This is a genomic window from Streptococcus koreensis (assembly GCF_003627135.1).
Classification (GTDB): domain Bacteria; phylum Bacillota; class Bacilli; order Lactobacillales; family Streptococcaceae; genus Streptococcus; species Streptococcus ilei.
In genome coordinates this window covers 285,984-308,942 of sequence record NZ_CP032620.1, presented here as the reverse complement: position 1 = coordinate 308,942, position 22,959 = coordinate 285,984, and the positions used below count along the sequence as shown (strand labels likewise).

Genomic DNA, 22,959 nt, shown 5'->3' with positions numbered 1-22,959 from the left:
CCCCTAAAAATGGTATAATAGGAGCATCACGAAAATTGGAGAGACAGCATGAGTTTTTACAATCATAAAGAAATCGAGCCTAAGTGGCAGAAACACTGGGCTGATCATCATACCTTTAAGACAGGAACTGACGCCTCAAAACCTAAGTTTTATGCGCTTGACATGTTTCCTTACCCATCTGGAGCGGGTCTTCACGTAGGGCACCCAGAAGGCTACACAGCGACAGATATCCTTAGCCGTTTCAAACGTGCCCAAGGATACAACGTCCTTCACCCAATGGGCTGGGATGCTTTTGGTTTGCCTGCAGAGCAATACGCCATGGATACAGGGAATGACCCAGCGGAATTTACAGCGGAAAACATTGCCAACTTCAAACGCCAAATCAATGCCCTTGGCTTCTCTTACGACTGGGACCGTGAAGTCAACACAACGGATCCGAACTACTACAAATGGACGCAATGGATTTTCACCAAGCTTTATGAAAAAGGCTTGGCTTATGAAGCGGAAGTGCCAGTAAACTGGGTTGAGGAACTAGGAACAGCTATCGCCAACGAAGAAGTCCTCCCTGACGGAACCTCTGAGCGTGGTGGCTATCCAGTTGTCCGCAAACCAATGCGCCAATGGATGCTCAAAATCACTGCCTATGCGGAACGCTTGCTCAATGACTTGGATGACCTGGATTGGCCAGAGTCTATCAAGGACATGCAACGCAACTGGATTGGGAGATCAACTGGTGCCAATGTCACTTTCAAGGTGAAAGGAACAGACAAGGAATTCACCGTCTTTACGACTCGTCCAGATACCCTTTTCGGTGCGACTTTCACTGTCTTAGCTCCTGAGCATGAGTTAGTAGATGCCATCACAAGTCCAGAACAAGCAGAGGCTGTAGCTGACTACAAACACCAAGCAAGCCTCAAGTCAGACTTGGCTCGTACAGACCTTGCCAAGGAAAAAACAGGGGTTTGGACTGGTGCTTATGCCATAAACCCTGTCAATGGCAAGGAAATTCCAATCTGGATTGCCGACTACGTTCTGTCTAGCTATGGAACTGGTGCTGTTATGGCTGTACCTGCTCATGACCAACGTGACTGGGAATTTGCTAAACAATTCGGCCTTCCAATCGTAGAAGTCTTGGAAGGTGGAAACGTAGCAGAAGCTGCTTACACAGAGGATGGCCTTCACGTCAACTCTGACTTCTTGAACGGACTCAACAAAGAAGAAGCGATTGCCAAGATTGTGGCTTGGTTGGAAGAAAAAGGCTTTGGTCAAGAGAAGGTGACTTACCGTCTCCGCGACTGGCTCTTTAGCCGTCAACGTTATTGGGGTGAACCAATCCCAATCATTCATTGGGAAGATGGAACTTCAACAGCTGTTCCAGAAAGTGAACTCCCACTTGTCTTGCCAGTAACCAAGGACATCCGCCCTTCAGGTACTGGTGAAAGCCCATTGGCTAACTTGACAGACTGGCTTGAAGTGACTCGTGAGGATGGTGTCAAAGGTCGTCGTGAGACCAATACGATGCCACAATGGGCAGGTTCAAGCTGGTACTACCTCCGCTATATCGATCCACACAACACTGAGAAATTGGCTGACGAGGATCTCCTCAAACAATGGTTGCCAGTCGATATCTACGTGGGTGGGGCAGAACACGCCGTGCTCCACTTGCTTTACGCTCGTTTCTGGCATAAATTCCTCTATGATATCGGTGTTGTTCCAACCAAAGAGCCATTCCAAAAACTCTTTAACCAAGGAATGATTTTGGGAACAAGCTACCGTGACCACCGTGGCGCTCTTGTGGCAACTGACAAGGTTGAAAAACGTGACGGTTCCTTCTTCCATGTGGAAACAGGGGAAGAGTTGGAGCAAGCACCAGCTAAGATGTCTAAATCCCTCAAGAACGTTGTCAATCCAGACGATGTGGTGGAACAATACGGTGCGGATACCCTTCGTGTCTATGAAATGTTCATGGGACCACTTGATGCTTCCATCGCTTGGTCTGAAGAAGGATTGGAAGGAAGCCGTAAATTCCTCGATCGTGTGTACCGTTTGATCACAAGTAAAGAAACCGTTGCGGAAAACAATGGCGCTCTAGACAAGGTTTACAACGAAACTGTTAAGGCTGTCACTGAGCAAATCGAGTCGATGAAATTCAACACAGCCATTGCTCAACTCATGGTCTTTGTCAATGCGGCCAACAAGGAAGACAAACTCTATGTAGACTACGCCAAAGGCTTTATCCAATTGATTGCCCCATTTGCGCCTCACTTGGCAGAAGAACTCTGGCAAACAGTCGCAGCAACCGGTGAGTCTATCTCTTACGTGGCTTGGCCAACATGGGACGAAAGCAAATTGATTGAAGACGAAATCGAAATCGTCGTTCAAATCAAAGGTAAAGTCCGTGCTAAACTCATGGTTGCAAAAGACCTTTCACGCGAAGAATTGCAAGAAGTTGCTCTCTCTGACGAAAAAGTCAAAGCAGAGATTGATGGCAAAGAAATCGTAAAAGTGATTAGTGTACCGAACAAGCTTGTCAACATTGTTGTGAAATAAAAAATGAATCCTTCAGAGTTCAGCTCTGGAGGATTTTTTAGGCTCAGCTTGACAATAAATAGTATTTTTGTTAATATCATTAACAAAAGAGAGGCGCTATGAATAAGAAAGAACTGTATAAGTTTAATAATCGTTTTAACAGCTTTGCTTTAGCTTTTGAACAGTTGAAAAAAGCTCAGCATAGGAACAGTATTGATAAATCAATCACTATTAATGAAGTCCATTTGATCGATCTAATAGGTCGCAATCAGCCTGTGAATCTAGTGAAATTATCTGAGTTACTTGAAGTATCTAGGAGTGCCATTACTCAGAGTGTTAGACGTTTAACCAAGAAAGACCTCGTTACTTTTGAATTTGCACCGGATAATGAAAAAAATAAATATCTGATATTATCCAAAAAAGGTGTTGAAGTTTTTAATATCCATAAAGAGCAGCAAGAACATATTGAAAAGGCCATTTTTTCAGTTTTAAGAAACTATAGTGAGGAGGATCTTCAAATGGTTATTAAACTGATGGATGATGTTGAACAGGTATGGCAAGAATTGCCGTGGTAAAAATCACGGTAATTTTAAAACTATATTGTTAATTATATTAACAAAAAGAGGAAGATATGAATATACAAATTGAACTGATCTCAGAGTCTGATTTAGCAGACGAATCTTTTAATATTGTCATCGATGGCTTAAAACCAAGTGAAACCTATCGAGTCGAAATGTATTTATCTGATTATTATTGTATCAATGCTCCTATGCTTTTAGCTCATAATGTTTTATGGAAATCAACAGCGACTTTTGTATCAGATAAGAATGGTATTATTGATATTTCACAAACTCCATCTTGTTCTGGCTCTTATGAAGATATTGCAACAATGGGGTTATTCTTTAATGCCAAGCCCTTAACCAATAGGAAAAAGAAACTTCCAAACTCTCTTTCTAAAATTCCCTTATTAGATCACTTTTTTGTGGAAATCAAAATTATACAAGGTAATACTGTCGTCGCAGAGAGAACTTTCACAAGACATTACATGAGTTCGCAAATTAGTCATCAAGATATTTACAGGAAACATTTTCAAGGGAGACTATTTTATGATAAAAAGGCAATAAAAGCACCAGCATTGATTATTGTGAGCGGTAGTGAAGGAAGGATTGAAAAGGCACAGAATATAGCTCAGCTTCTATCTTCTAGAGGTTATATTTGCCTAGCAGTTGCCTACTTTGGTTTAGAGGGGTTGCCAAAACATTTGGAACGTATTCCTTTAGAGTGCCTTGTGGAAGCAAAGGATTATCTACGTCAGCATCATCAAGTAGATAGTGAAAGAATTGGAATCTATGGACGTTCTAAGGGAGCAGAGTTAGTTTTAGCTGAGGAGAGCATTTTTAATGACGTTCAATGTTTGGTACTAAATTCACCCTCTGATGTGGTGTATGAAGGGATAAAAGGGAAATGGAACTCCCATACTTCTTCTTGGACGTATTTGCAAAAGGAACTTACCTATCAAAAGTTTCGACTGAGAGATTATCTGTTTAGCAAACTTTTTAGAAAACCTATCCCTAAAGATCGTTCTGCTAAGATAGATATCGTTCAAATGCATTCACCAATCTTATTGCTCGGAAGTACTGTTGATGAAATATGGGATGCCTCGTCAGCAATTGATGATATTGTCTCAGATTATAAAGGACACCACATTACATTTAAAAAATATCATGAAACAGGTCACATGTTGACAGTGGCTTATCAACCAAATCACCGTTATCGAAAAGATTGGCGTTTATTGATGAGAGAGAGTAAGGATTCTTGGCTAGCTACGATTCATTTTTTTGATAGGCATTTGAAGAAGAAATAAAAATAGATTATAAATATGCTATAATAGTTCCAACTAAGATAAAAACACAGTTCTGGTTGGTAGTCCAGACGTAGGCAAGCCTATCAGTAACCTTCCTCCTTGGTTGTCCATTCTTAGGGATAAATTTAAGGAGGTGCTGTCGTGGAAACAATTTCAATTGGATTGACAGTTTATTTTGAAGATGGATTTTGGCATGGTTTGTTCGAACAAGTGTATCGAGAAACTTATCAAGTTTGTCGTGTGACATTTGGTAAGGAGCCAAAAGATGATGAAATTCTAGAGATTTTACAGACTCAGTTTACTCAATTATCTTTTAGTCCAGAAACTACAGTTAAGCAACATGTAAAAATCAAGAATCCTAAACGATTACAGCGAATTGTGAGGAAACAAGTAAAACAAAAAGTTTCTTCCAAGTCGAAAGAACTATTGCAGTTGCAGTATGAGGAAAGGAAAAAGATTTCAAAACATCAATCTAGTGTCCAAAAGCAATTGCTCAAACAAGAGAAATTTGAACGCAAACAGCAAAAACGAAGAGACAAGCATAAAGGACATTAACCTTTATCTCTTTCATCAAAAAAGCTTCGGTAGGAAGAACCCTACCGAGGCTTTTTAACATGACAAAAACGATTGTTGAATATCTGGATGATGTTCCCAATCCGCTCGATCGTAGCTTCCAGTAATGGTGTGCTCTTCAGAAAAGAGCAGAACTCGTTCCACAATGGGAGCGATTTGCTCGAAATGGTGGGAGGAAATGACAATCGTTTTTCCTGCTGTTTTGAGTTTTTGGAGCAAGGAGACAATCAGCTTCTGGTATTTGGGGGAGAGGCCGTTAAGGCTCATCAAATCGCAACGATTTCAGCTAGGCCAACACCGCCCTTTGTGTTTTCTAATTCTTCAGTTGTTAAAAGTTGTAAATTGTTCATTGCTTTTCTCCTTTCTGATTCCCCGATATGCAATGATGAGGATCCAAATAACAAGAATCCCAGAAAGTAAATCACTCACTCCATAAGTTTCAAATGGGAGTGTGAGATAGTGAAGGTCGTGTAAGATTTGTAGAACTGCTAAAAAGATTCTAGAAAAAAGTAAAGTAGATATCGTGATGATATGGAATATGCGTCTTTTTTTCATCGTTCTTACCTATGGACGATTAGCTAGATATCCTAGTCCTGCTCCTGCAGCAAAAACGAGTCCGATACTACTGACAGCAGTTGCAGCAATTTTCCATGTAGCTATCCCTGCGATTACAGCTGGGATAAATCCACCTTGAATAGTGGCTAGTTCATGATCTGATAGTATGTCATCAGAATGAATAGAAATTGTGTTCATCTATCTTATCCTTTCTTTGAAGAAAATTTTTTCTTCATCTATACTATTCGTAAAAATTCTAGAAAACTTCTCCTTATTTGAAAAATCATGAAAAAAGTTGAAAGTCACCTTCGGAGTATGATAAAATAAGGAACTATATTAGCTATGAAGAGATTGGAGAATGAGCGATGAAGAAACCAGTGATTGGGATTACGGGCAACCAACGCCCTTTCCGTGAAGAGGATGGAATGTACCTCAGTTATACACCGACAGGCTTTGTCCAGGGGGTTCAAGAAGCGGGGGGTATCCCTCTGATCCTTCCGATTGGAGACCCAGCAACGGCTGAGCACTATATTTCCTTGATTGACAAGCTGATCATCACAGGTGGTCAGCATGTTTCTCCTCAGTTTTATGGAGCAGAGAAGGAGATTGTTAGCGATGATTACTTGCTCGAGCGCGACCTTTTCGAGTTGGCCTTGATCAAGGAAGCAGTAGCTGCTAAGAAGCCCATCTTTACGGTTTGCCGAGGCATGCAGCTCTACAATGTAGCCATGGGCGGGACACTTTACCAAGATATCGATCATCACTGGCAGGAAAATCCTGCCAGCGAAGCTAGTCATTCAATCGAAACCGTCGAGGGGACCGTTTTGCGAGACTTGTTCGGGGAAGTTGGTCAGATCAATTCCTACCACCATCAAGCGATCAAAGATTTAGCTCCTCATCTAGAAGTGATTGCTCTTAGCTCTGAAGATCAGATCATCGAAGCGGTGCAATCATCCCACGGGACAGCCTTTCTCGGGGTGCAGTGGCATCCAGAACTGCGTTATCAGATAAGTGAAGGAGACAAGGCTCTCTTTGATTATGTCGTCAATCAACTATAATGGAAACAAAACACGTTAGAAATCGGGTCTTCTGATAGCTAGCGTGTTTTTTCTATAATCTGCGTAAAAATGACTGAAAATAGTCTCTAGGAAGAGGGCTGAAAGGGAGTATAATAGAGAGGAAGACAATGAGAGAGGATAAACACATGATCAACTTTCCAAAAGATTTTTTATGGGGGACTTCGACATCTGGTCCTCAGACAGAAGGGCGCTTTGCCGGAGATGGCAAGGGGGACAACCTCTGGGACTACTGGTATCAGGTAGAGCCTCATCGCTTTCGTTTCCAAGAAGGACCCGGCTTAACTTCGACCTTTTATGAAAACTGGGAGGAAGACATTGAGCTTCTAGTCGAGACTGGGCATACTGCCTTTCGGACTTCTATCCAATGGTCTCGGATTTTCCCTAAAGGGCGTGGAGAAGTCAATCCAGTAGGAGTAGCTTTTTACCGCCAAGTATTTGAACGCATCAAGTCCAAAGGCATTCACTTGATGGTCAATCTTTATCACTTTGACCTTCCTTTTGCCTTGCAAGAAGAAGGAGATGGCTGGGAAAATAAGGAGACGGTCTACGCCTATCGCGACTATGCTCGTTTCTGCTTTGAAACCTATGGAGACTTGGTCGATCAGTGGATCACTTTTAATGAACCCATTGTTCCTGTAGAGTTTGGTTACTTTTATGATGCCCATTACCCACATAAGGTAGATGCGGCCGCAGCAGTTAAAGTTGCCTACCACACCCAGTTGGCAAGTAGCCTTGCTGTTCAGGTCTGTCATGAGGTGGATCCAAACTATCGAATCGGAGTGGTCTTGAACTTGACGCCAGCCTATCCGCGGAGTCAGCATCCAGCAGATGTCAAGGCGGCACGAATCGCTGAGCTCTTCCAAGCCAAATCCTTCCTCGATCCGTCTGTTCTTGGGACTTACCCACCAGAGTTGGTAGAGATTTTGCGGGAGCGTGCTCTCTTGCCAGAGGTGGATCCAAATGACTTAGAGCTGATCAAAGAACATACAGTTGACTTCCTAGGAGTCAACTATTACCAGCCAATGCGGGTCTCTGCGCCCCGTTATGCGCCAAACCCAGAGTCTCCTATGTTGGTCGAGCAGTTCTACGAACCTTATGTCATGCCAGGAAGAAAGATCAACCCACATAGAGGCTGGGAAATCTATGAGCAGGGCTTGTACGATATTGCCCAAAATATCAAGGAAAATTACGGGAACATCGAATGGCTCCTAACAGAGAATGGGATGGGAGTTGAAGGGGAAGAAAAATTCCGTCAAAACGGGGAAATTCAAGATGACTACCGGATTGACTTCGTCAAAGACCACCTGCGTGAATTGCACCGAGCTATCCAAGATGGGGCCAACTGTAAGGGCTACCTTATGTGGACCTTTATCGACTGCTGGTCTTGGCTCAATGGCTATAAAAACCGCTACGGCCTTGTCGAATTAGACCTAGCCACTCAAGAAAGACGCCTGAAAAAATCCGGTCATTGGTTCCGTGAATTGAGCCAGCAGAATGGATTTGAAGAGTAAGTTTTTGAGGATTCTGTTATCTAAGTACGATAGGCCCGTTCATTTCAGTAAATGACTGACTAGTTTTATTTTCGGAAGTGTGGAACTCCATCAGATGCAGATGTTTCTGACGGCATTCTTCATTTCCGATTTTTCATTTAGTGCTGGAAAAGGTTCAAAACCCTTCAACTTCAATATGTGCTATAATGAAATCAGAAGAAAAGGAGCTTGTATGATGGATTTTAAAACAGAACTAGGACAAAAAGTACAAACTCTACGTGAAAGTAAGGGATTAAGTAGACAAGCAATCTGTGGTATTGAGGACCTATTAACGACGCGCCAACTCCAGCGAATTGAAAAGGGTCAGTCTTTGCCAACGATTGCAACAGCGAAGTATATTGCTGAGCAACTAGGTGTTTCCCTAGATACGTTAACGAATCAAACTAGTTTGGAATTACCTGCAGAATATCTGAACCTGAAATATCAACTACGGACGTTATACCATTATGGAGATCAAGATCGTCTTCATCGGCATGAAGAAATTATTGAAGATATTTACGAAAATTATTTTGATCACCTGCCAGAGGAAGAAAAACTGTCTGTCCAGGTCGCCCAAGCTACGGTTGATATGATTGGATCCAAAAATCCTTCTTTTGATCAAGGTTTATTAGATGAGTATCTAGAGCAAGCCATGAAGAAAAAAGAGTTAAGTCTCAACGATGTGGAGATTATCAAATTGCGCTTGCTTTCTTTGGCTTTGGGAGTCTTTGATCAAGATGAATTTATACACTTAGTGGAGAAGATTATACTTGCGATAGATTATTTCCCCTTATCAGAGTTGGAAATGCTACAAAATACTCTTATCTCAGCCGCAGGCGTGCTAGCCCATTATGGGATATACGACAGGTTGCCAGACATTGTCAAAGCCTTAAATGATATTATGACAAAGAGAAATGATTTTCAGGATAATATTTTTGTTTATGCTTTAAATTGGAAAGTTGCTTTATTTATAGAAGATGACCTAGAAAAAGCAAAAAATGATTATCAAAAAGTATGCTTGATGGCAGACTTATTATCTGAGAATTTAGTGAAGAGAAACATGCAAGAAGAATGGAAAGAAGACCTTGAGAAAAAGGGTCTAAACTACACTGAGGTATAGAGAAGTATTTATCCTTTCGTCTGTTGTTCTTGAAAAATATAAAATGAACATTGAGAGAGTGGGACAGAAATCGGTCATTCGTTAGAATTCGATTTCGTCGTCCCACCTCCGCACAGTTGAGTAGGGCTGTAAAAGCTGATGAAATCAGCGTAGTAGAGCCCACTCAACCACTGCGTCTTGCTCGACAATCCAAAGACTATTGAGAGGCTAGGACTTTTGTCCCAGCTTTTTTTGGTGAAATTGATGATTATACAGGACATGAATGTCCTCACGTTAAATGATAGAAATTGGATATACTGAGAGTAGAAGAAAGGAAGGAAGAAGTTGCTTCAGGAAGGATGTTGGTGTCAGAGAATGGAAATTAGATTACACAATGTAAAGAAAAGCTATGGTTCCTTTGAGGCTTTGAAAGGAATTGATTTAGTTCTTGAGGAAGGTAAATTTTATGGACTTCTTGGACCGAATGGGGCTGGAAAAACAACGCTTTTTAATTTGTTGATTCAGAATTTCAAGCCAAGTTCAGGAGAGATTTTTTGGGAAGTAGATGGAAAATCTTTGCCAACGAAAGATTTTTATCAACATATCGGTATTGTATTTCAAAGTAATCGTTTAGATGATAACTTAACGGTAGAGGAAAACTTAGTATCTCGTGGATCCTTGTACGGCTTATCAAAATCACAAGTACAAACGCGTATTACAGATTTGCAATCATATTTGGATGTAGCTACTCTAAAAAAGAAAAAATATGGTAGTTTATCAGGAGGACAAAAACGAAAAGTAGATATTGCCCGAGCTTTACTACCACAACCGTCTTTACTGCTGTTAGATGAGCCGACAACTGGTTTAGATCCACAGTCTCGTCATGATTTATGGGAAGCAATCCATCAGTTGAACAAAAAAGATAATATGACTGTCGTTCTTATCACTCATTATTTGGAAGAGATGGCTGCTTGTGATATCTTAAATGTTTTAATCGAAGGTAATTTGTATTATTCAGGAGATATTGCCAATTTTATTGAAAAGCATTCAACCACTAACTTGAATGTCACTTTAAAACCTGGTCAATCAGTAAAATCGTTATCTGTATCTAAATTTGTAAATAAGTGTCAAGTTCTCTCTGAGGCAGAAGTCGTATGTAAGGATGTCTCGGTTGAAGAGATGATGGAGATTATTTCAGAAAATCAAGGAAAATCAATTATTGAAACATTTAATGTTGAATATTCAAATTTAGAAGCAGCTTATTTGAACTTACTAAAATCTAAAGGAGGAGAGGGGAATGCTTGAATTAATTTCTAGAAATCGGAAAGTCTATACACGAGATCGATTAGCTTTCTTGATGTCCTTCTTATCTGTCATCATCTTAATCTTGGTTTATCAAGTCTTTTTAGGACAAATTCAGATTGATGCCATCAAGGAGGCTTTGAATAGTGATACCGCTTCTACGGACACCATCCAGATGGTCAATTATTGGTTAATCTCAGGTTTAACGACCATTATTTCAATGACCAGTACTCTTGGTGCATTTGGAGTGATGGTTTCGGATAGAGAAAAGAAGTTGAGTGAGGACTTTAAAGTCAGTCCAGTTTCTAACTTTAAAATTGAACTATCGTATGCGGTCTTTGCGATTTTATTTGGGATTATTATGACCATGTTCTCTTGTATCTTTGCAATTGGTATGTTTAATGGTTTTAGTGCTCTTCTTGACTATTCTATGATGGACTACTTATCTATTTTAGGAGTTGTCACATTGGGAACGATGTTGTCTGCAACTATTATTCTGCCAATCCTAGCTTTTATTCGAACCAGTTCAGCATTTACAACTTTGAGTACAATAGTTGGAACCTTTATCGGATTCATTTCAGGTGTTTATCTTTCGATTGGATCCGTAGGAGAAAGCTTGCAACAGGTCATGTCCTGGTTCCCTTTGACACAAGTGAATGCACTACTAAAACAGATTTTAATGAAAGATGCAATTAGTAAAGTCTTTGATCATGCACCGTCTACAGTAATTACGAACTACAAAGAATCTTATGGGATTATCTTGCAAAATGCGAGTGGGGAACATCTATCGAATCACTTCATGCTTGCTTATCTTTCGATTGTTATAGTTGTTTTGCTGGGAGTTGATTTGATGATTAAAAAGATCAAAAAATGAAGTGAAACTTATACAATTACTCGATAGGCATTTAGATCAGTTGGCATCAATGACGATCTAAAAATAAGCCAATCATCCTAACCTATCACTAAAAAAGTTGGTAGGTTTTCCTTAATCCTTTCTTAACTAGACCAATTTTTGATATTTTGAAGGTTGACAAACAGAAAAAAGCATTGTATACTGACTCCGCTGATAATTTTTCTATCGAATCAGACTAGACCAATTTTATAAATTGGCTAAGAAAATAAGGGAACTCAAGTACGGATACCTATTTTCTTTCATTTTTATAGAAGGAGAAAGCACAGCTTGTCTGTGTCGTATATACTATGTGTGGAATTGTTGGTGTTGTTGGTAATACAAATGCAACGGATATTTTGATTCAAGGGCTTGAAAAGCTCGAATACCGTGGTTATGATTCTGCGGGGATTTTTGTCCTAGGTGGTGCTGAGAACCATTTGGTGAAAGCGGTTGGTCGTATTGCAGAATTGTCTGCCAAGACAGCTGGAGTGGAGGGAACAACTGGTATCGGACATACTCGTTGGGCCACTCACGGGAAACCAACAGAAGACAATGCTCACCCGCACCGCTCTGAGACAGGACGTTTTGTCTTGGTGCACAATGGTGTGATTGAAAACTATCTCGAAATCAAAGAAGAATACCTTGCAGGTCACCACTTCAAGGGACAAACGGATACTGAAATCGCAGTGCACTTGATTGGAAAATTTGCGGAAGAAGAGGGCTTGTCAGTACTTGAAGCTTTCAAAAAAGCCCTTCACATCATCCGTGGATCTTATGCCTTTGCCTTGATTGACTCTGAAAATCCAGATGTCATCTACGTGGCCAAGAACAAATCACCACTTTTGATTGGTCTTGGAGAAGGCTATAACATGGTCTGCTCAGATGCTATGGCCATGATTCGTGAAACCAACCAATATATGGAAATCCATGACCAAGAGTTGGTGATTGTGAAAGCTGATAGCGTTGAAGTGCAAGACTACGATGGCAACAGCTGTGAGCGTGCTAGCTATACTGCTGAGCTTGACTTGTCTGATATCGGAAAGGGAACTTATCCTTACTATATGCTCAAGGAAATTGATGAGCAACCAACGGTAATGCGTAAGTTGATCCAAGCCTACACAGATGAAGCTGGTCAAGTAGTAGTTGACCCAGCCATCATCAAGGCTGTTCAAGACGCAGACCGCATCTACATTCTTGCTGCTGGAACTTCTTACCATGCAGGATTTGCTTCTAAGAAGATGTTGGAAGAATTGACGGATACACCAGTTGAACTTGGCATCTCTTCTGAGTGGGGATATGGTATGCCACTACTTAGCAAGAAACCCCTCTTCATCTTTATCAGCCAATCTGGTGAAACAGCTGATAGCCGTCAGGTTTTGGTTAAGGCCAATGAAATGGGAATTCCAAGCTTGACAGTGACAAACGTGCCAGGATCAACCCTTTCACGTGAAGCCAACCATACTATGTTGCTTCATGCAGGTCCTGAAATTGCCGTAGCATCAACCAAGGCCTATACAGCACAAATCGCAGCCCTTGCCTTCCTTGCAAAAGCAGTTGGTGAAGCAAATGGCAACGAAAAAGCGCAAGCCTTTGATCTGGTTCATGAGTTGTCTATCGTCGCTCAGTCTATCGAGTCAACTCTTTCAGAAAAAGAATTGATTGAGAGTAAGGTTCGTGAGCTTCTTGAAACAACACGCAACGCCTTTTACATCGGACGTGGTCAAGATTACTATGTAGCCATGGAAGCTAGTCTCAAACTCAAAGAGATTTCTTACATCCAATGTGAAGGCTTTGCGGCAGGAGAACTCAAGCACGGAACCATTGCTTTGATCGAGGATGGAACACCTGTTTTGGCCCTCTTGTCAGACCCAGTCCTTGCTAACCACACTCGTGGAAATATCCAAGAAGTTGCTGCCCGTGGTGCTAAGGTCCTTACCATCGCAGAAGAAAATGTTGCCAAAGATACAGACGATATCGTTCTTACGACCGTACACCCTTACCTCTCACCAATTTCAATGGTCGTACCAACCCAATTAATCGCTTACTTTGCAACTCTCCACCGTGGACTTGATGTAGACAAACCACGGAACCTTGCTAAATCCGTAACAGTAGAATAAAAAAAGAAGCTAGGATCCAGTCCTAGCTTCTTTTTTTATTAGAGGCTGGGTTACAAACAGTGAGTTAGAAAAGAGAAGGAAGAGTTATAAAGAGGCTGGGATAAAAGTCCTAGCCTCTCAATTGTCTTTGGATTGTCGAGCAAGACGCAGTGGTTGAGTGGGCTCTACTACGCTGATTTCATCAGCTTTTACAGCCTTACTCAACTGTGCGGAGGTGGGACGATGAAATCGAATTCTAACGAATGACCGATTTCTGTCCCACTCTCATTTGTTTGATGGCGGTAAGACATACTCTTGGATAGCTTGTGCTACGCCGTGTTCTTGGTTGCTGGTGGTGACAACTTGAGCTTCCTTCTGGACGGCTTCAGGAGCATTTCCCATGGCAACTCCAAGTCCAGCCAAACGAATCATGGGGAGGTCATTGAAGTGATCTCCGATGGTCATGACCTGTTCCAAAGGGACCTGGTAATAAGTAGCCAATTCAAGGACAGCATCTCTTTTTGAGACGGACTTGGCGGTGACTTCTAGGTAGTTTTCCTTTGAAAGGTAAAAGGCCGTCTGCGGAAATTCTTGTGGATCTAGCTTTTGATAGAGTTCTTGAATGTTCTGAGTCTCGCCGATCAAGAGCAATTTGTGTAGATGGAGAGCATCGTCAGAGAGGGTCTGAGAAAGTGGCTGAATCTGTGGCGTCTCACCAGTAATCGAAGCTTCAACTTGGGTCCACTGATCCTCTCTGGAGTTAAACCAGACTGACCCACTATAACAATTAATCGAAATGCTGGGATCTAGTTCTTCCACACGATGGAGGAAGGTGCGGATCTCATCTTTGTTCAGGCTGTGTTCAAATAGAATCTCTTCTCCCTTGACGATGAGAGCTCCATTGTAGCAAGCGATTGGTTCCTGGTGGATGCCTAATCTTCTAGCGATAGGAGCAATCCCGATAGGAGAACGAGCCGATGCCAAGATAAAAGGAATCTTTTTTTCTTGGAGCTGGGGGATGAGTTCGATGAGGTCGGGATCGACCTGATGCTGCTGGTCCAGAATAGTTCCGTCAATATCACTGACAATTAAACGAATGGAAGACATAGGCACCTCCTTTTTCTTTAGTATACCATATTTTAGGAGAATGAAAAGGAGGGGTATAGTTGTTTCTTATAACGGGGTCAAGTAATTTTCAAAGTAGGTCCCTTTCTTCAAAAATAAAATAATAGATTAGAATGTGCGCAAGGCTTTATTTTCAAGGGCTTGCGCGTTTTTGCTACTCGACTCAATAAAGAAATTTTAAGGCCTTGATAGGGAAAATATATTAGTCAGCTACTTTTCGAGGTGATATCATGGTTACAAATTTCAGAAGGGCAGCAGTCAGTTTTCCTTTTGGAGAAGAGATTGAGGAGGTTTCACAGTATGAGTAAAAAAGAGTTGGTTCTTCGTGCCATTCGAGGCGAAGCAGTAGAGCGAATCCCTGTAGGATTTTGGCTTCATTATGTGACCCAAGAAGAAAAAGAATTGGGTCTCGACAATCCAGCCGTACTTGAAAAGAGTATCAAAGGACACCAACACTATGTTGAAGAAATTTCACCTGATTTTGTCAAGATTATGAGCGATGGCTTTTTCCGTTATCCGAGTGCTCTTTATTCGAGAGAGATCACATCAATCCAAGAATTGAAAGATATTCAGCCCATCGGGGAGCATCATCCTTGGATTGAACAGCAAATTAAAGTGGTCAAGGAAATTCGTTCCCATTTCCACGAAGAGATCGCTTCTTTCTACAACATCTTCTCGCCCATTTCTTATTTGAAACGCTGGTTCCGAACGGATCAATCCCGTGGAGACCAAGTGATTTCGGACTTTATCAAGGAAGATCCAGAAGCCTTGGCCCATGTCCTTGATGTCATTGCTGAAGATATCGCCACTTTAAGTTGCCGCTTGATCCAAGAAGCAGGAGTGGAAGGGATTTACTTCTCAACTCAGCAGGTTCAAGATGAGCGCGTAAGTCAAGAAGAATACCGCAAGTTTATTGAACCGAGTAGCATCGTTGTCCTAGAATCAGCTAATGAAGCGGGTGGCATCAATATCCTTCATATCTGTGGATTTGAAGGGGCTATCAATGAAGTGAAACTCTTCAAGGATTACCCAGCTCAGGTTATCAACTGGGCGACCCATCATGAAGGGCTCAGCCTAGCAGAGGGGCGCAAGCTCTTTGGCAATCGCGCCGTCTTGGGTGGCTTTGTCAATGGCAAGAAAGGTTTGCTTTACAAAGGGGAACGAGCAACTATCGAGCAAGAAACCCGTCGCTTGGTGGCTGAAGCCGGAAGTCGTGGTTTGATCCTTGGGGCAGACTGTACCGTGCCAGATGATTTCCAATTGGAACGCTTAGATTGGGTACGTCAAGCAGCTGTATTGTAAGAAGAAAGGAGAGGGAGATGAAAAAAATCAATATTTGGTGTTTGATGCTGGTAGCTTTATTCCTAGTCCTAGGGCTCGCAAAAGTTGCTGCCGCTAGCAGTCAAGAGGAAAGCAAAAAGGATCCGGATGTGGAAAGACTGGAGAAAATTCCAGCCCATAGTCTCTCCCTTATTCGCCCGTCTGATCTAGCGGGCGTCCTGCTCCTAGAAGATCAGTGATAAAAAAAGATGAAGAGCTTGATAAAAAATATATATTAGTCAAAGCATCATTGAAGTGATAAGATAACAAACAAGAAAAGATAGAACGAGGTAAGAACATGTCATCAAAAAGAGAATTAGTGTTAAAAGCTTTTAAAGGAGAAACAGTTGACCGTGTGCCAGTTGGCTTTTGGCATCACTTTACAAGGGAAGAAGAATGGTTGAAAGGTTTTTCCAATCCTGAAATTATTGAAAAAAACCTCAATGGTCATAAAAACTTCCTACACAAGGTCAAACCAGACTTTGTCAAACTCATGAGTGATGGCTACTTTGCTTATCCAAACCCAGCTATTTACAAGGGCCTTGAAAACATCTCGGATTTAGCAGGGATTGAACCCCTTGGAGCAGATCATCCATGGATCACAGAGCAGGTAGAATTGGTCAAAAAAATTCGCGCTGGTTTTGAAGAGGACATTGTAGCCATCTACAACATCTTTGCTCCAGTGACCTACTTCAAATGGTTGGTCGGAGAAGTGTCAGGTGGAGATGACTTGATCGCCAACTTTATCGATCAAGATGCAGCCACTCTTAAAAAAGTATTGGATACCATTGGCCAAGATATTGCAAGTTTGAGCCAACGAATCATTAAAGAAGCTGGAGCAGACGGGATCTACCTCAGTGTTCAAAGCATCCAAGATGCGCGTGTCAGTCAGGAAGTTTACAAACAAGTCATCGCGCCTAGTGAACTCCATGTCTTAGAGACAGCTAAGGAAGCCGGTGGCGTAAATATTCTTCATATCTGTGGCTACGAAGGAGCTCGCAATGATATCCATCTCTTCACAGACTATCCAGCCCCAGTCATTAACTGGGCAGTCGGACCCGAAGGGATTAGCCTAGCAGAAGGACGCGAAATCTTCGGTGGACGCACGGTTCTCGGTGGTTTTGAAAATGGCAAAACTGGTCTTCTCTACACAGGAGACAAGGCTGCCATCCAAGCAGAAACCAAACGCATCATCGCAGAGACAGGAACCACAGGCTTGGTCATCGGTGCGGATTGTACTATCCCAAGTGACATTGATGAAGAACGAATCGAATGGATTCGTGAAGCTGCAGCAGAATAAGGAAAATAGAAAGCGAGAAAAGAGAATATGAGTAAAAAAACATGGATTATCGGTGGGGTGGCTGTTCTTGCCCTTGCAGGTGCAACGATTATTGGTCGAAGCTTGAACCACGCAAACGAAAGTAAAGGATCAACAGGATCTAATAAAGTAACAACCTTGAAAGTGGCCCACACGCAAAACTACGTGCCGTATGATTTCGTTGATGAAAAAGGGGAATCAGATGGCTATGAAGTAGCCGTTCTCAAAGCCATTGATGAAAAACTACCAGACTACAAGTTTGAGTACACTGGAACAAGTGATGACGATCTCTTGATCGGTCTAGAATCTGGTAAATACGATATCGGAACCAAAGGAGCTTGGTATACCGAAGAACGTGCCAAGAAATTTATCATTCCAAAAGAACCAATTGGAGCAAGTATCATCGGATTTACCGTTCGGAAAGAAGATGCGAATAAATACAAGAATATCGATGACTTCGCTAAAGAAAAAGGAAAATTGGTTCCAATTTCACCACAAAATGCGCAGTGGAATGTTATTAAAGAATACAATGACAAGCATAAAGACCAACCAATCGAATTAACAGCTGCGGAATCTTTCAAAGTCGCAGATGCCTATGCTTGGGTTCTTGAAGGACGTTACGATGCCTTCTTTGACATCAAACTTTCCTTTGAAAAAGCTGTCACAGATAAAGATGGTTCTTACCACCAATATGCGGACAAACTGAGCTGGTTTGCCTACAAAGGAATTCCAACTTACCCATTGATCCATAAGGATAAGAAAAACGAAAAATTTGCGGAAGCATACAGCAAGGCTATCAAAGAATTAGAAAAAGATGGCACACTTGCTAAATTGTCGAAAAAATATTTCGGTGAAGATGTCTTCAGTTATGTAGATAAAGAAAAATAAGATGAAACTGGGTGCGCATAGCCCCAGCTTCCTTATTTCTATACGGATACAGAAAGGAAAAGAAAGATGGTCTCATACGACATTTCCAAGGTCTGGACTTTTCTCCCAACCTTGGTCCAAGCCCTACCAGCGACCCTAGCTTTGATGGTGTTAACGACGCTTCTAGGTTCGGCATTTGGCTTGGTTTTGACCTGGGCACAAGTATCAGAAGATAAGGTAGGAGCAGGTCTGGCCAAAGGCTATGTCTTTACCTTGCGTTGTACCCCTCCGATTGTCTTGCTCTTTTTGGTCTTTTATGGACTGCCCCAATTTTTGAACTGGTGGTTGGGCATTGACATTGACCACTGGTCCAAGTTTGTCTTTGTCCTGATTGCCATGTTTCTTCTCTTTGCGGCAATGATCTCCGAGGTCTTTAAGGCAGCCTATTTGGCCATTCCAAAAGGTCAGATGGAAGCGGGCTTGAGTATTGGTTTGACACCAGCTCAGACTATTTGGCGGATTGTCCTTCCACAAGCCTTTCGCGTGGCTCTTCCAAATATGACGACTGCCATCTTGAACCTCATGCGCGATGCGGCATTGGCTTATACCATTGGCTTTATCGATATCATGGGAGCAGGAAACAACTTGATCAGTCGCAATCTTGGAAATTATTCCCTCGAGACCTATACAGCCGTAGCAGTGATCTACTGGGCTATTGCCCTTGTGATTTCCTTCTCCGCTCAATTGCTTGAAAAACGACTCAGTGTAACAGAAAGGTAGCTTATGGATTTCAATTTTATTAGTAAAACGTTTCTAGCCACCTTGGGTGGTGTTCCAGTGACCCTTCTGATCATGGTCGTATCGATTCTCTTGAGTTTTTTTCCAGCCCTCTTTTTGGCACTCGGCCAGATCTATAAGGTCAAAGGGGTTCGCAGTTTCTCAGTGGTTTACTTAGCCTTTATCCGCGCGACACCTCCAATTCTCTTGATTCTCTTCTTTTATAGTCTCTTTCCCAGTCTCTTAAATAGCTTTTTTAAGAGCATAGGCAGTCACTTTAATGTCTTTGAGATCAATCCCATTTACTATGCCTTTATCATCTTTAGCTTGATGACGACAGGAAGTCTGGCTGAAATTTTACGGTCAGCCATTCTGACGGTGGATAAGGGCCAGCTAGAAGCAGCGCAAGCCATTGGCTTGACCAACCGCCAAGCCTATATCCGCATTGTTTTTCCACAAGCCTTGCGTGCGGCCCTGCCTAATCTGTGTAACCTGGTCATCAACTTGGTCAAAGGAACCTCCCTTGTCTTTGTCATGACCATCAAGGATATCACCGCCATTGCCAAGGTCGAAGCCTCTTATGGCTATCAATATTTTGAATCCTATTTAGTGATTTTTATTCTTTATATTGTCATTTGTGGGGTGATTCAGTGGGGATTCAACCTCTTAGAAAAACGCCTGACACTCGCATAGAAGAAGGAGAAATGAGAAGATGTTAGAAGTAGAACACGTATCGAAAAAATTTAAGGACCACCAAGTCTTGGTAGATGTTAATCTCAAGGTCAACCAAGGGGATGTCGTCGTTATTTTGGGTCCATCTGGATCAGGAAAAACAACCTTCCTTCGCTGCCTCAATCACTTGGAAAAGGCAGACACAGGCCGTTTGACTTTGGGTGGAAAAGAGTATGATCTCTCAAAGCTCAGCAAAAAAGAAATTCTAGAAATCCGCCAAAAGACAGCCTTTGTCTTCCAGCATTACAATCTCTTTGCCAACAAAACAGCGATTGAAAATATCTTAGAGGGCCTGATTGTGGCTCGGAAGATTCCAAAAGAAGAAGCCATCCAACGGGCAGAATCCGCCCTTGAAAAAGTCGGCCTCCTCGCTTATAAGGATTACTATCCTTCTCAATTGTCAGGTGGTCAGCAGCAACGGATCGGGATTGCGCGTGCCATCGCAGTGAAACCCGACGTGATCTTGCTGGATGAGCCAACTTCAGCGCTAGACCCAGAATTGGTCGGGGACGTCTTAGATGTCATGAAGCAATTGGCTCAAGAAGGCGTAACCATGGTTGTCGTAACCCATGAGATGGGCTTCGCGCGTGATGTGGCCAACCACGTCATCTTTATGGATGGCGGGCACATCATCGAAGAAAATGAACCGCATGAATTCTTCAACAGTCCAAAAGAAGAACGAACCAAACAATTCCTTTCACGGATTCTATCCGACGCCACCTACAGCGTCGAATACATGATTTGATAAGAGGCACACCCTGGTAAGGGTGTGTTTTTTTGCTTCGGAAAAATTTTTTTAAAAAATGTAAAAAATTATGTAAAAAAGTGTTGACAAAAAACCCAGTCTGCTTTATAATAATTTATGTAAACAAAAAGAGGTTGAGAAAATCTCAAAAGTTTACAGGATCAATAGTGGAAAGGAGATGGTGAAATGCTATTTCCAAAATATAGAAAACTAATTGATAAAAGAAGAAATACAAGATCCTAGCCCTCGAGGCTATTCATTTAAAAGTAAAATAAAATTATGTAAAAAACGTAAAGTAGCCAAATTGGCTACTCATTTTCAAGAATAAATTAAAATTATGTAAACTAGAGGTAACAACTATGAATAACAACTTTAACAATATGGATGATCTTTTCAATCAACTAATGGGAAACATGGGAGGTTTTCGTTCTGAAAGCCGTCGCTATATGATCAACGGTCGTGAAGTGACACCGGAAGAATTCGCTATTTACCGTCAAACTGGACAACTTCCAACTGAAGGAAGCGAGCAAGTGCAACACCATCAAGGTAAAGGCATGAAACAAGATGGGATCCTTGCAAAACTTGGTCGTAACTTGACTGAAGAAGCTCGTGAAGGAAAATTGGATCCGGTCATTGGACGTAACAAAGAAATTCAAGAAACAGCTGAAATCTTGTCTCGTCGTACCAAGAACAATCCTGTCCTTGTCGGGGATGCAGGTGTTGGTAAGACGGCTGTTGTAGAAGGATTGGCTCAAGCTATCGTGAACGGTGATGTTCCAGCAGCTATCAAGAACAAAGAAATCATCTCCATTGATATTTCTGGTCTAGAAGCTGGTACACAATACCGTGGTAGCTTTGAAGAAAATATTCAAAACTTGGTCAACGAAGTTAAAGAAGCTGGAAACATTATCCTCTTCTTTGACGAAATCCACCAAATCCTTGGTGCAGGTAGCACAGGGGATGGTCAAGGATCTAAAGGTCTTGCGGATATCTTGAAACCAGCTCTTTCACGTGGGGAATTGACCGTGATTGGGGCAACCACTCAAGATGAATACCGCAACACCATCTTGAAAAACGCAGCTCTTGCACGTCGTTTCAACGAAGTCAAGGTTAATGCTCCATCTGCTGAAGATACCTTCAAGATCCTCCAAGGAATCCGTGAATTGTATCAACAACACCACAATGTGGTCTTGCCTGATGAAGTCTTGAAAGCGGCAGTTGATTATTCTGTTCAATACATTCCACAACGTAGCTTGCCTGATAAGGCCATCGACTTGGTCGATGTGACAGCTGCTCACTTGGCAGCACAACACCCAGTGACAGATGTCCATGCTGTGGAACATGAAATTGAAGAAGAAAAAGCGAAACAAGAAGTTGCAGCTGCTAAAGAAGATTACGAAGCAGCCCTTAATGCAAAAATTCGGATCGAAGAACTTGAAAAACAAATTGCAAACCATACAGAAGATCACAAGGTGACGGCAACTGTCAATGACGTAGCAGAGTCTGTCGAACGGATGACTGGTATTCCAGTATCACAAATGGGTGCAACTGATATCGAACGCTTGAAAGATATGGGTCACCGTTTGCAAACCAAGGTTATTGGTCAAGACAAGGCTGTTGAAGCCGTTGCCAAAGCGATCCGTCGGAACCGTGCAGGCTTTGACGAAGGAAACCGCCCAATCGGTAGCTTCCTCTTCGTAGGTCCTACTGGTGTCGGTAAGACTGAGTTGGCTAAACAATTGGCCCTTGATATGTTTGGTACTAAAGATGCCATCATCCGTTTGGACATGTCAGAATACAGCGATCGTACAGCCGTTTCTAAGTTGATCGGTACAACTGCCGGTTATGTCGGTTACGACGACAACAACAATACCTTGACAGAACGTGTTCGCCGTAATCCATACTCTATCGTCCTTCTTGACGAGATTGAAAAGGCGGATCCTCAAGTGATCACCCTGCTCCTTCAAGTCTTGGATGATGGTCGTTTGACAGATGGTCAAGGAAACACCGTTAACTTCAAGAATACGGTCATTATCGCTACTTCAAACGCTGGCTTTGGTTATGAAGCTAACTTGACAGAAGATGCGGACAAACCAGAACTCATGGATCGTTTGAAACCATTCTTCCGTCCAGAATTCCTCAACCGCTTCAATGCTGTCATCGAATTCTCACACTTGAGCAAGGAAGACCTTTCTAAGATTGTTGACTTGATGTTAGCAGAAGTGAATAAAACGCTTGCTAAGAAAGACATTGATTTGACAGTTACCGATGCGGCTAAAGAATATATGACTGAAGAAGGATACGATGAAGTCATGGGTGTTCGTCCACTCCGTCGTGTGGTTGAGCAACAAATCCGTGATAAGGTGACAGACTTCCACTTGGATAACCTTGACGCAAAACACTTGTTGGCTGATATGGAAGATGGAGAATTGGTTATTAAAGAGAATGGAACCTCAGAAGAATAACCGAGACGTCTAGCTCCATAAACAAGAGAAAATCAGTTTGAAAAAGAAGGCTAGGAAGAAATTCTTAGCCTTTTTTATGTCAACAAAAGAAA

The 22,959-nt window shown here is 42.0% G+C and carries 20 protein-coding genes; 18 read left to right on the top strand and 2 right to left on the bottom strand.

The features are described 5' to 3' along the window. The first annotated feature begins 48 nt into the window (after positions 1-48). The 4 genes from leuS (at position 49) to D7D50_RS01595 (ending at position 4,948) form a co-directional block, all read left to right on the top strand. Positions 49-2,550, top strand: a complete 2,502-nt coding sequence (gene leuS, locus D7D50_RS01615; RefSeq protein ID WP_120701308.1) for a leucine--tRNA ligase — start codon at positions 49-51, stop codon at positions 2,548-2,550. Between the two features lie 98 nt (positions 2,551-2,648). Next, the gene (locus D7D50_RS01610; RefSeq protein ID WP_120701307.1) at positions 2,649-3,104 is read left to right on the top strand and encodes a MarR family winged helix-turn-helix transcriptional regulator; all 456 of its coding nucleotides are present in this window, start codon (positions 2,649-2,651) and stop codon (positions 3,102-3,104) included. Positions 3,105-3,160: 56 nt separating this feature from the next. Beyond that, positions 3,161-4,393: an acyl-CoA thioesterase/BAAT N-terminal domain-containing protein gene (locus tag D7D50_RS10175; protein WP_174705348.1), complete on the top strand. Its 1,233-nt coding sequence runs from the start codon at positions 3,161-3,163 to the stop codon at positions 4,391-4,393. A 141-nt stretch (positions 4,394-4,534) separates the two neighbouring features. Continuing rightward, positions 4,535-4,948, top strand: coding sequence for a YjdF family protein (locus D7D50_RS01595; RefSeq protein ID WP_120701306.1), 414 nt, complete (start codon positions 4,535-4,537; stop codon positions 4,946-4,948). A gap of 582 nt (positions 4,949-5,530) precedes the next feature. Here D7D50_RS01595 and D7D50_RS01580 read toward each other — a convergent pair. Next, positions 5,531-5,719: a class IIb bacteriocin, lactobin A/cerein 7B family gene (locus D7D50_RS01580; RefSeq protein WP_120701305.1), complete on the bottom strand. Its 189-nt coding sequence runs from the start codon at positions 5,717-5,719 to the stop codon at positions 5,531-5,533. A gap of 167 nt (positions 5,720-5,886) precedes the next feature. Between D7D50_RS01580 and D7D50_RS01575 the strand changes: the two genes are divergently transcribed. The 6 genes from D7D50_RS01575 to glmS all read left to right on the top strand — a co-directional run bounded on the left by D7D50_RS01575 (position 5,887) and on the right by glmS (position 13,539). After that, complete coding sequence (locus D7D50_RS01575; RefSeq protein WP_120701304.1) at positions 5,887-6,579, top strand: gamma-glutamyl-gamma-aminobutyrate hydrolase family protein; 693 nt, start codon at positions 5,887-5,889, stop codon at positions 6,577-6,579. A gap of 146 nt (positions 6,580-6,725) precedes the next feature. Then, the gene (locus D7D50_RS01570) at positions 6,726-8,111 is read left to right on the top strand and encodes a glycoside hydrolase family 1 protein (RefSeq protein ID WP_167444696.1); all 1,386 of its coding nucleotides are present in this window, start codon (positions 6,726-6,728) and stop codon (positions 8,109-8,111) included. A gap of 211 nt (positions 8,112-8,322) precedes the next feature. Then, the gene (locus tag D7D50_RS01565; protein WP_227877752.1) at positions 8,323-9,249 is read left to right on the top strand and encodes a helix-turn-helix domain-containing protein; all 927 of its coding nucleotides are present in this window, start codon (positions 8,323-8,325) and stop codon (positions 9,247-9,249) included. A 354-nt stretch (positions 9,250-9,603) separates the two neighbouring features. Next, complete coding sequence (locus D7D50_RS01560; protein ID WP_120701302.1) at positions 9,604-10,533, top strand: ABC transporter ATP-binding protein; 930 nt, start codon at positions 9,604-9,606, stop codon at positions 10,531-10,533. Then, a complete protein-coding gene (locus D7D50_RS01555; RefSeq protein WP_120701301.1) occupies positions 10,526-11,404 on the top strand; it encodes an ABC transporter permease in 879 nt (292 codons plus the stop codon). Before D7D50_RS01560 ends, D7D50_RS01555 begins: the two co-directional genes overlap by 8 nt. A 326-nt stretch (positions 11,405-11,730) precedes the next feature. Continuing rightward, positions 11,731-13,539 carry a glutamine--fructose-6-phosphate transaminase (isomerizing) gene (gene glmS, locus D7D50_RS01550; protein WP_120701300.1) on the top strand — a complete coding sequence of 603 codons (1,809 nt, stop codon included), beginning with the start codon at positions 11,731-11,733 and terminating at the stop codon, positions 13,537-13,539. A 264-nt stretch (positions 13,540-13,803) separates the two neighbouring features. Here glmS and D7D50_RS01545 read toward each other — a convergent pair whose 3' ends face one another. Then, positions 13,804-14,625, bottom strand: coding sequence for a Cof-type HAD-IIB family hydrolase (locus D7D50_RS01545; RefSeq protein ID WP_120701299.1), 822 nt, complete (start codon positions 14,623-14,625; stop codon positions 13,804-13,806). A 318-nt stretch (positions 14,626-14,943) separates the two neighbouring features. Between D7D50_RS01545 and D7D50_RS01540 the strand changes: the two genes are divergently transcribed. The 8 genes from D7D50_RS01540 (at position 14,944) to D7D50_RS01505 (ending at position 22,867) form a co-directional block, all read left to right on the top strand. Next, positions 14,944-15,945 (top strand): uroporphyrinogen decarboxylase family protein, encoded by a 1,002-nt coding sequence (locus D7D50_RS01540; RefSeq protein ID WP_120701298.1) that lies wholly within the window; start codon positions 14,944-14,946, stop codon positions 15,943-15,945. 17 nt (positions 15,946-15,962) lie between these two features. Beyond that, the gene (locus D7D50_RS01535; protein WP_048717618.1) at positions 15,963-16,163 is read left to right on the top strand and encodes a hypothetical protein; all 201 of its coding nucleotides are present in this window, start codon (positions 15,963-15,965) and stop codon (positions 16,161-16,163) included. A 98-nt stretch (positions 16,164-16,261) separates the two neighbouring features. Beyond that, entirely contained in the window at positions 16,262-17,263 is a 1,002-nt protein-coding gene (locus tag D7D50_RS01530) for a uroporphyrinogen decarboxylase family protein (protein WP_120701297.1), read from the top strand. Between the two features lie 27 nt (positions 17,264-17,290). Further along, positions 17,291-18,169, top strand: a complete 879-nt coding sequence (locus D7D50_RS01525) for a transporter substrate-binding domain-containing protein (protein ID WP_120701296.1) — start codon at positions 17,291-17,293, stop codon at positions 18,167-18,169. A gap of 66 nt (positions 18,170-18,235) precedes the next feature. Beyond that, positions 18,236-18,928, top strand: a complete 693-nt coding sequence (locus D7D50_RS01520; protein WP_006595038.1) for an amino acid ABC transporter permease — start codon at positions 18,236-18,238, stop codon at positions 18,926-18,928. Between the two features lie 3 nt (positions 18,929-18,931). Continuing rightward, the gene (locus tag D7D50_RS01515) at positions 18,932-19,618 is read left to right on the top strand and encodes an amino acid ABC transporter permease (protein ID WP_006595037.1); all 687 of its coding nucleotides are present in this window, start codon (positions 18,932-18,934) and stop codon (positions 19,616-19,618) included. 19 nt (positions 19,619-19,637) lie between these two features. Continuing rightward, positions 19,638-20,402 (top strand): amino acid ABC transporter ATP-binding protein, encoded by a 765-nt coding sequence (locus D7D50_RS01510; protein WP_006595036.1) that lies wholly within the window; start codon positions 19,638-19,640, stop codon positions 20,400-20,402. Between the two features lie 359 nt (positions 20,403-20,761). Next, a complete protein-coding gene (locus D7D50_RS01505) occupies positions 20,762-22,867 on the top strand; it encodes an ATP-dependent Clp protease ATP-binding subunit (RefSeq protein WP_120701295.1) in 2,106 nt (701 codons plus the stop codon). Positions 22,868-22,959: the final 92 nt, after the last annotated feature.

Excerpts from the sequence above, each read along its gene's own strand:
- D7D50_RS01505 (WP_120701295.1), top strand. The coding sequence starts at position 20,762 with ATGAATAACAACTTTAACAATATGGATGATCTTTTCAATCAACTAATG.
- D7D50_RS01580 (WP_120701305.1), bottom strand. The coding sequence starts at position 5,719 with ATGAACACAATTTCTATTCATTCTGATGACATACTATCAGATCATGAA.
- D7D50_RS01535 (WP_048717618.1), top strand. The coding sequence starts at position 15,963 with ATGAAAAAAATCAATATTTGGTGTTTGATGCTGGTAGCTTTATTCCTA.
- D7D50_RS01510 (WP_006595036.1), top strand. The coding sequence starts at position 19,638 with ATGTTAGAAGTAGAACACGTATCGAAAAAATTTAAGGACCACCAAGTC.
- D7D50_RS01575 (WP_120701304.1), top strand. The coding sequence starts at position 5,887 with ATGAAGAAACCAGTGATTGGGATTACGGGCAACCAACGCCCTTTCCGT.
- D7D50_RS01545 (WP_120701299.1), bottom strand. The coding sequence starts at position 14,625 with ATGTCTTCCATTCGTTTAATTGTCAGTGATATTGACGGAACTATTCTG.
- D7D50_RS01540 (WP_120701298.1), top strand. The coding sequence starts at position 14,944 with ATGAGTAAAAAAGAGTTGGTTCTTCGTGCCATTCGAGGCGAAGCAGTA.
- D7D50_RS01565 (WP_227877752.1), top strand. The coding sequence starts at position 8,323 with ATGATGGATTTTAAAACAGAACTAGGACAAAAAGTACAAACTCTACGT.
- D7D50_RS10175 (WP_174705348.1), top strand. The coding sequence starts at position 3,161 with ATGAATATACAAATTGAACTGATCTCAGAGTCTGATTTAGCAGACGAA.
- glmS (WP_120701300.1), top strand. The coding sequence starts at position 11,731 with ATGTGTGGAATTGTTGGTGTTGTTGGTAATACAAATGCAACGGATATT.
- D7D50_RS01570 (WP_167444696.1), top strand. The coding sequence starts at position 6,726 with ATGATCAACTTTCCAAAAGATTTTTTATGGGGGACTTCGACATCTGGT.
- leuS (WP_120701308.1), top strand. The coding sequence starts at position 49 with ATGAGTTTTTACAATCATAAAGAAATCGAGCCTAAGTGGCAGAAACAC.
- D7D50_RS01555 (WP_120701301.1), top strand. The coding sequence starts at position 10,526 with ATGCTTGAATTAATTTCTAGAAATCGGAAAGTCTATACACGAGATCGA.
- D7D50_RS01525 (WP_120701296.1), top strand. The coding sequence starts at position 17,291 with ATGAGTAAAAAAACATGGATTATCGGTGGGGTGGCTGTTCTTGCCCTT.
- D7D50_RS01560 (WP_120701302.1), top strand. The coding sequence starts at position 9,604 with ATGGAAATTAGATTACACAATGTAAAGAAAAGCTATGGTTCCTTTGAG.
- D7D50_RS01610 (WP_120701307.1), top strand. The coding sequence starts at position 2,649 with ATGAATAAGAAAGAACTGTATAAGTTTAATAATCGTTTTAACAGCTTT.
- D7D50_RS01530 (WP_120701297.1), top strand. The coding sequence starts at position 16,262 with ATGTCATCAAAAAGAGAATTAGTGTTAAAAGCTTTTAAAGGAGAAACA.
- D7D50_RS01520 (WP_006595038.1), top strand. The coding sequence starts at position 18,236 with ATGGTCTCATACGACATTTCCAAGGTCTGGACTTTTCTCCCAACCTTG.
- D7D50_RS01515 (WP_006595037.1), top strand. The coding sequence starts at position 18,932 with ATGGATTTCAATTTTATTAGTAAAACGTTTCTAGCCACCTTGGGTGGT.